The 8176-nt window shown below is 48.2% G+C and carries 7 protein-coding genes; 1 reads left to right on the top strand and 6 read right to left on the bottom strand.

Features of this window, described 5'->3' with window-relative positions; translation table 11 throughout:
- Both JKK62_RS01445 and JKK62_RS01440 read right to left on the bottom strand, forming a co-directional pair.
- Positions 1 to 1565, bottom strand: a 1565-nt coding sequence (locus JKK62_RS01445; protein ID WP_201426638.1) for an MBOAT family O-acyltransferase, incomplete at its 3' end; no start/stop codon positions are given.
- Positions 1566 to 1696: 131 nt separating this feature from the next.
- On the bottom strand, positions 1697 to 2791 hold the full coding sequence (locus JKK62_RS01440) for a serine hydrolase domain-containing protein (protein WP_201426637.1): 1095 nt from the start codon (positions 2789 to 2791) through the stop codon (positions 1697 to 1699).
- Between the two features lie 222 nt (positions 2792 to 3013).
- Between JKK62_RS01440 and JKK62_RS01435 the strand changes: the two genes are divergently transcribed.
- The gene (locus JKK62_RS01435) at positions 3014 to 4594 is read left to right on the top strand and encodes an Ig-like domain-containing protein (RefSeq protein WP_201426636.1); all 1581 of its coding nucleotides are present in this window, start codon (positions 3014 to 3016) and stop codon (positions 4592 to 4594) included.
- An 84-nt stretch (positions 4595 to 4678) separates the two neighbouring features.
- Here the strand turns inward: JKK62_RS01435 and JKK62_RS01430 are convergent, their stop codons facing one another.
- Genes JKK62_RS01430 through rfbB form a run of 4 tightly spaced genes read right to left on the bottom strand, consistent with a single transcriptional unit; the run spans position 4679 to position 8169 of the window.
- Complete coding sequence (locus JKK62_RS01430) at positions 4679 to 5650, bottom strand: glycosyltransferase family protein (protein WP_201426635.1); 972 nt, start codon at positions 5648 to 5650, stop codon at positions 4679 to 4681.
- Positions 5651 to 5667: 17 nt separating this feature from the next.
- Positions 5668 to 6510: an NAD-dependent epimerase/dehydratase family protein gene (locus JKK62_RS01425; protein ID WP_201426634.1), complete on the bottom strand. Its 843-nt coding sequence runs from the start codon at positions 6508 to 6510 to the stop codon at positions 5668 to 5670.
- A 19-nt stretch (positions 6511 to 6529) separates the two neighbouring features.
- Positions 6530 to 7129, bottom strand: a complete 600-nt coding sequence (gene rfbC / locus JKK62_RS01420) for a dTDP-4-dehydrorhamnose 3,5-epimerase (protein ID WP_201426633.1) — start codon at positions 7127 to 7129, stop codon at positions 6530 to 6532.
- Between the two features lie 20 nt (positions 7130 to 7149).
- Complete coding sequence (rfbB, locus tag JKK62_RS01415; protein WP_201426632.1) at positions 7150 to 8169, bottom strand: dTDP-glucose 4,6-dehydratase; 1020 nt, start codon at positions 8167 to 8169, stop codon at positions 7150 to 7152.
- Positions 8170 to 8176 lie beyond the last annotated feature (7 nt).

Genomic DNA, 8176 nt, shown 5'->3' with positions numbered 1-8176 from the left:
ATGATGCCGAGATAGAGCAGCAAAAAGCGCAGCGCGACCGGCTTGCGGTCAAGCATTGTGCGGATATCTGTATCGAGATGTCTTTCCTGGATAATGCTGGCGATCAGTATGATTATCGCGCCGATAAGCAGGATAATGTAATCCGACGCAACAAGTCCGAGCTTGCTGATTTCTTCTATACCCGCGGAGAAATTTTGTCCCGTAAAGAACAGCTGCAGCGTGCGCATGCCTTCTCCGAACGAGGGCGCTACGTCAAACACATAGCCAACGAGCACAACGAGCAGGGTGCGTACAACCTGGAAGCCGATAAAGAACGGATTCTTGCGGCTGATTCGCAGCTTGTCCACAGCGCCGTCAAAGAGCGGCTGCATGATAATGCTTACCATGATGATAACGCCGTTCCATACGCCGAACGCGACGTATTTCCAGTCCGCGCCGTGCCAGACGCCGACTACAAGGAATACTATCAGCGAGGCTACGCTGGTGGGAAGTACCTTTGCGATATGAGAGCCGGCTGCGGTCTTGCCAAAGCGAGTACCCTTCATTTTCTTGCCCGCGTTGATGAATACATTGGACATCGCGATGGGATAGAACAGGTAATTCTTCAGCCATGCGCCGAGAGAAATATGCCATCTGCGCCAGTACTCGTTGATTGATCTGGAGAAGTACGGACGCTTGAAGTTGTCGATCATGTCGACTCCGAAAATCTGCGCCACACCGCGTGAGATATCGATACCGCCCGAGAAGTCGGCGTAAAGCTGCAAAGCGTAGAGCAGGATCGTAAAGGTCAGAGTGGTGCCGCCAAACTTTGTATAGTCCTTCTCGACCGCGCCGATAAGTATGTACGCTCTGTCGGCGATAACGAGCTTTTTGAAGAAGCCCCAGAGGATAAGCTCCATGCCGTGCTTCATGCGGGTAAAGTCAAATTCGTGCGGCTCAAAGAGTTGAGCGGCAAGCTGGTCGTAGATGCTGATAGGACCCTGGATAATCTGCGGGAAGAAGGACACGAACAGCAGCAGCTTGAAGGGATTGCGCTGAGCGTCGGTTTTCTCGCGATAAACGTCCACGATGTAGCCCATCGACTGGAAGGTGTAGAACGAGATACCCAGCGGCAAAAAGAGCTTGAGCGTCGGTATCGAGAATGAAACGCCGAAGCTGCCGAGCATATCGTTGAGGCTGCCCGCGAAGAAGCCGTAATACTTCAGAAACGCGAGAATGCCGAAGTTGATAACCAGCGCCAGAGTCATGATCAGGCGCTTTTGTATCTTGACCTTATTTTTGTACTTTTTCTTCTGGTCTTTGTCCCATTCCTTTTTCTTTTCCTTCAAGAGCTTTTTGGAATGCGCAGAAACATGCGAAATCCATAGCGCTATCAGGTAAGTGCTCAGGGTGGTGAACAGGATAAAGAATGCATACTTGTAACCCGCCACGGCGTAGAAGAACATACTCGCCGCCAGCAGCACGGTCCACTTATATTTCTTTGCAGGAAATAAAAAGTACACCAGCATAGTTACAAACACAAAGCAGATAAAATTGAGCGTTGTGTAAGAGATGTTGAACAGCAAAATAACAGCCTCCGTTCAGATAAAATATTCTCATTTATTATATCATAAACATTGGCGCAATCCTACTGTTTTTATGGAATTTTTGATTACAATTTAGCAATTTTTGTACCTTTGGTTTAGTCATAAGACGGCTAAATGTCTAAACCGTCGATGAGGTTCCAGCCGATTTCGGAAATATCGATGTTGGGATTGGTATCGTCGTTGGTGACGGCGAAAACATTGAAGCCTGTTTCGGGGGCGGTGTAAATCATCGTCAGATAGGTCGAGAAATAACCCGAGTGGAACAGACCGTCTCCGCAGGGACGGATTCCGAAGCCGTAGTTTTCCTCTTCCTCATCGTCGTCATCGTCCTCGTTTGTATAGTCGGTGGTCATCATGTCAACGCTTTCCTCGTCCAACAGCTCGTGAGTTTTCAGCGAGGTCAGCCAGCGGTCGATATCGCGCGCGTTTGAGATCATGTCGCCAAGTCCCATGGTTACGCCGACGTACACCGTCTGAGGCGTCACGGTAGGCTGCGCCATATCAGGCTGACCGAACAGATCTACGTCGTCGATGAACGTGGTATGAGTCATTCCGAGCGGCTTGAAGATGCGCTCGCGCAGAAACTCGTTGTAGCTCTGACCCGAAACGATCTCGACGATGCGCGCCAGCAGGAAATAATTTGAGTTGGAATACTCAAACGCCGTATCAGGCTCGAATTCCAGCGGCTGGCGCAGGAGCCAGTCCTCCAGTATCTCACGGTTCTCCTCAACGGTATTGTCGTTGGTGATTACTCCGCGAAGCTCGCCCGTCGGAAGCTCGGTAAAGGCGTCGTCGATGTATTCAACGTCATAGAATTCCCTGATACCCGAGCGCATGTCAAGCAGGTGACGGATCGTCAGCTCATTTCCGTATCTGTAGTCCGGGAAGTATTTTGACAGCTTGTCGTCAGCGCTGAGCTGGCCATCCTGGCGCAGCAGAAGGATTGCAGCGGCGGCAAATTGTTTGGATACCGAACCGATACAGAATTTGGTATCGGCAGTGATCTTTTTATTTGAAAATTTATTTTCAGTGCCCTTTGCCGCCTCACAGACAGTCTTTCCGTTCTTCGTCACAAGCACAACGCCGCTGAAGCCTGTGCCCTCAAGCATCGCGTTTAGATACGCCTGCTTTTCGTTTGTCCCGCAAGAGGCAAGCATCGTAATCGCCATTGCGGCAGCAAGCAGCAGGGCTATTGCCCTTTTCATTTTTCATTCCTCCTTTTCTTTCGGATATATGAAGCAGGAACATTGTTTGTTCTATACTTTAATCGTATTATACAATATAAAGTACAACAAGAGTATGACAAACACGTGAAAAAACGGCATAATTTTTATAATATTTTCAGAATCGTCAGAGCAGATCATATTGCTTATGTTCATGGAATATGTTATGATAAATTTATACAAAGCATTTCAGGAGAAACAGCCATGAAATATGTTATTTCTGTTCTTCTTTCCGCCGCTCTTCTCCTCTCCGCCATACCCGCTGCGGCTGTCACAGCAACGCCCGACGAGGCTGCGGCTACAAATCCCGAAGCGCTGTACGGCGACACGGACGGCGACGGTTATATTTCCATTCAGGACGCGACTCTGCTGCAGTACGCTCTGGCAAACAGCAGCCCCGGAGCATTTGCGCCGCACTGGGACGCGGACGGCGACGGAAAGCTGACGATCAATGACGTCACGGCAATACAGCGGTTCTGCGCCGGCTATTCCGACTGCGGCAGAACAGGCCAGCACGACACGCCCTCGCCGCTGCAATCGCTGTCCTTTGAGGAAGCCGACGTCAAGTTGGGCGTCGGCGAGGAATTCCCCACTGTTCTGATTACGGACGGTGACGCGGACAAGGCGGATTATTCAAGCGCTGACCCGAGCGTAGCCTCTGTGGATAAGAGCGGCGTTATCACGGCTCGCGGGACAGGAGAAACCGTTGTGTCCTGCGACTGCGGCGGACTGCGCGCGGACTGCAGCGTTCGGGTATGTCCTGCGGCGACCTCTCTTAGTCTGAACCAAACCGAGCTCAAGCTGGGCGTCGGAGAGCAATACGACCTCGACAGCTATGTCAACAGCGGCGCGGCGGCGTACTTCCGCGCGTATTCGTCAGACGATCCGACCGTCGCTGACGTCGCCGAGGACGGCGGTATGGTCACCGCCCTTAGCGAAGGCACCGCACGCATCACCTGCACACTTCAAAACGGGGTGAAAGCGGTCTGTAACGTGACGGTCAAGCCATTCGCGCCGTCGCTGAGTCTGAACGCGTCCGAAGTCACGCTTGACGTTGGACAAAGCTTTGACTTTGACAGCTACGCGCCGTCAGGTACGGCGGCATATTACCGCGCGTACTTCAGCGAAAATCCGGACATAGCGCCGGTCGCCGAAAGCGGCGGTATCGTTACCGGAAATTCAGCAGGCCACACTAGAATCGGCTGTCAGCTCCAAAGCGGCTTTTGCGTTTATGCCGACGTCACCGTTGAGAACGGGATACGCAACAGGGTTCTTGGCTTTTTGAAGGAACAGTTCGGCAACGGCAACCGCCCGTACGTCACCTACTACAATTCGCACGCGGGCGGCAAAAAGGTTTCTACAGGCTTTGCATGGTGCGCGGTATTTGCGTGGTGCGGCATTGACCAATGCGCGACCCTGCTCGGCAAGCGCAATCCCGTCAGCCCATGCTGCCACGTCAGCGAAATGGCGAATCAGGCGCGTAAAAAAGGCGCGCTCAAAAATGCATTTAGCTCGGGCTACGTTCCCCAAAAAGGCGACCTCTTCACCACCTCGACCGTCAAAAGCCCCGGCACGGGCGGCAGGCTGCACATCGGCTTTGTGGAGTCCGTCGAAACCGACGGCAAGGGCAAGGTCACAAAGGTGCACACCATCGAGGGCAACTTCAACTGGGAGAATGCGTACCCAACCTCAACCAAGGTCAGCCGCTCGGTCTGGACAATCGGAAAAAGGCGGTACGGAGCACTGCTCTGCGAATATATCGACATAGAGAAGCTGTTTTCGTAAGGAACAAGCGGACGGAAATGTGCTGACAAACAATGTTTTCACTTCACGCAAAAACGCAGATGGAACAACGTCCATCTGCGTTCTTTATTTCAGTATTTCTGATATGCTGACGCCTAAAGAATACTCGCTGAAATTATCTTCGTAAACCTTTCTCGCATTACGGCAGATACTGTCATAATTATCTTTGTCGTCGAGCATTTTTAATGCATCTGAAAGCTCATCTGAATCCTTCTGAATAATGATCCCGTTATGGCCCGATTCAATATAGTCATGGACCGTCTTGTTTTCGGTAACAATCGTCGGTTTTGAAAGCATCATGGCCTGAAGGTAGCTTAGACTGCCCGACGAAATATTCACATCATCAAGCGGTATGATCTCGGCATAACAGTTTGCCACCATTTTTAAGTAATCATCGCCGTAACAGCTGTCAAGGCATTGGATTCCTTCCTTTTCGGCTTCATTATATGAATCGCAGATAATGACAAGCTTACCGTATTCAGCTTTCCATGCGTCTCTCAAAAATTTATAATCTCTGTTGCTTCTTCCTACGGAAAGATAATACTTTTCGCTTTCGGGATCCGGAGCAATTGTTTCCGTAACATCAGGCACGCCGATTCGGGTACAATAAAACTTATCTTCACTTATCCCGAAAAGCTCGGAATAGTATTTCTTTTCACTGTCAGACATGACAATGAGCTTCTTGATATACTTGGAAGCAACAATATATCTGATGAATTTATTGTATGTATTGTTTTTTTTCGGTTTGAAAATAAATGTCATAATATAGATATCAGGACACTTTTTCACGTGAAAGAAACGGCAGTAAAAGGCAATCAGCAAACCGTAAAACTGCTGCCACGCGATTACTTTCTCATACCTGTTACGTTTTGTAAACATTCTGAATGAGAAGAAAAAATACCTTAGATATCTGCATATTACTTTCAGCTTACTTCCCTGATATCTGTGTGTATTGCAGGTAACAATGTCCCACGAAGTACCGGTTTCTTTTTCGATTGCTCTGTGGTAATCCCAGTTTTCGGGAACCTGATAATCCACCAGGATAACGTTCTTACTCATCTTTCACCATCACCATTTTTATCCATAATCATGTTTATTTTTTTTGAATCGCCCCAGACAGCCTTTGAATCATATGCTCTGTCGGGATAAGCCCCATAGTTTAGCTTGATACTGAAGTTGTTTTCTTTTATAAACGCCTCGACCCTGTCAGCCAGCTTTTCGGGTCTTCCCGAACAGATATTGATAATACCGTTTATTTCCGTCTGCGAAACGGCAGCGGCGACTTGCTGACAAAAGACGTCATAATCGACAAAATCATACTGATTCTGTCCCATTGTAAACGGAAAATACTCTTGTCCGTTTTCCTCTGCCGAAACTATCTTCGAAAAAATCGAATTACCATAAGAAGTATTTCCGACAATATAATAGCCTCTCAGCCACTGATATGAAATACCCTTCTTTGCCGTCAGCATTTCAACCAACCCGCGAAGCGCATTTTTACTGATACCATAAGGAGTTGTGGGATTACACGGAGTATCCTCCTTGATTGAGCCTTCATAAAAACCAATTTCGTGCATTGAACCGATTACGGCTATCCGTCCGATACCTGATTCGATACATCTGTTCAGGAAAGAATAGTGTTTTGGCAAATCAATAATATGGGCGTCCGAATAATAGACAAAACCGTCGCGCCACGCCATGTGCAGGAGTGCATCGGGCTCGCCGAAAAACCGATACGGATTCTCCGTATTAAAAACATCTCCGGCTATCCTGATTGCCCTGCTGTCAATATTGTCAACGCTGAAGTCAGTTGCAACAACTTCAGCACCGGTATCGAGCAGCTTCTTTACAACGCCGCGTCCAAGATAACCATTAGCTCCTGTAACCAATATTTTCATAGCGATCTCCTGTCTGTTATTATTTCAGTCCGCTCCAAAGCTGGTCTTTTTCGCTCAGCTTCAGCGGGGTTCCGTCAATCAATGAATACCCCGACGCGTTTGCGGTACCATCGTATTCGCCGGTGATGCCTACAGAAGCCCAATCTATTCCGATGGAAGGGTCGTTCCACGCAAGACCGCCTTCATCATTCGGGTGATAAAAATCGTCGCATTTATAACAGAACTCCGCGACATCACTCAACACAAGAAAACCGTGAGCAAAGCCGCGCGGAATCAGAAACTGCTTTTTATTTTCCTCTGTCAGTTCAACGCCGAACCACTTTCCGAAAGTTTCGCTGCCGCTTCTCAGATCAACCGCGACATCGAATACGGATCCTTTGATAACTCTTACAAGCTTTGTCTGAGGAAACTGCTTCTGAAAATGCAGCCCCCTCAATACGCCCTTTGTTGACATAGACTGATTATCCTGTACAAAGGTGATGTCAAGTCCAGCTTCTTTCATATCATTACCGTTATAGGTTTCCATGAAATATCCACGGCTGTCACCGTGAACGGCGGGAGTGATAACGCAAAGTCCCTCAATACCGCCGACATTTTTCTCAACTGTAATCTGTCCCATTGTATAATTCTGCCTCCAAATTATCTGTCAGCGTACATTTTTTCATAATAGTTCTGATACTCGCCGCTGATTATTTCTTCCCACCAGTCACGGTTCTCGAGATACCACTTAATCGTCTTTTTGATTCCGTCCGCAAACTTGGTTTCGGGCAGCCAGCCCAGCTCATTATGAATTTTAGTCGGATCAATAGCATAGCGCATATCGTGACCTTTGCGGTCAGTAACATATGTAATAAGGCTTTCGGGCTTATCAAGCTCCTTGCAAATCAGCTTTACGATATCGATATTTCTCATTTCATTGTGACCGCCGACGTTGTAGACCTCACCGACCCTGCCCTTGTGTATGATAAGATCAATGGCACGGCAATGATCCTCAACGTATAACCAGTCGCGAACATTGATTCCTTCGCCGTAAACAGGCAGCGGTTTATCAGCCAGAGCGTTGGCAATCATAAGCGGAATAAGCTTTTCGGGAAAATGATACGGTCCGTAGTTGTTCGAGCATCTCGAAATCGTGACAGGCAGTCCATAAGTCCTGTGATAGGCAAGCACGAGCAGATCGGCACCGGCTTTTGAACTGCTGTAGGGTGAACTTGTATGTATGGGAGTATCTTCCGTGAAGAACAAATCGGGTCTGTCAAGCGGCAGATCGCCGTAAACCTCATCTGTAGACACCTGATGATAACGTGTAATACCGTACTTGCGGCAGGCGTCCATCAATACTTCCGTACCGATAATATTGGTCTGCAAAAAAATCTCAGGGTTTTCAATCGAGCGGTCAACATGGCTTTCCGCCGCAAAGTTGACAACGATATCAGGCTTCTCTTCTTCAAACAGCTTTTCTACTGCTTCTCTGTCACAGATATCCGCTCTGACGAATCTGAAATTAGGATTATCCATCACCGACTTGAGAGTTGATAAATTACCTGCATAAGTCAGCTTATCAAGACAAATGATCCTGTAATCCGGATACTGCTTCAGCATATGAAACACAAAATTTGAACCGATAAATCCCGCTCCACCGGTAACAATAATCGTCATAATTATC

The organism is Ruminococcus difficilis (genome assembly GCF_016680995.1).
The sequence above is the reverse complement of the archived record's forward strand: the minus strand, read 5'-3'. Positions and strand labels throughout refer to the sequence as shown.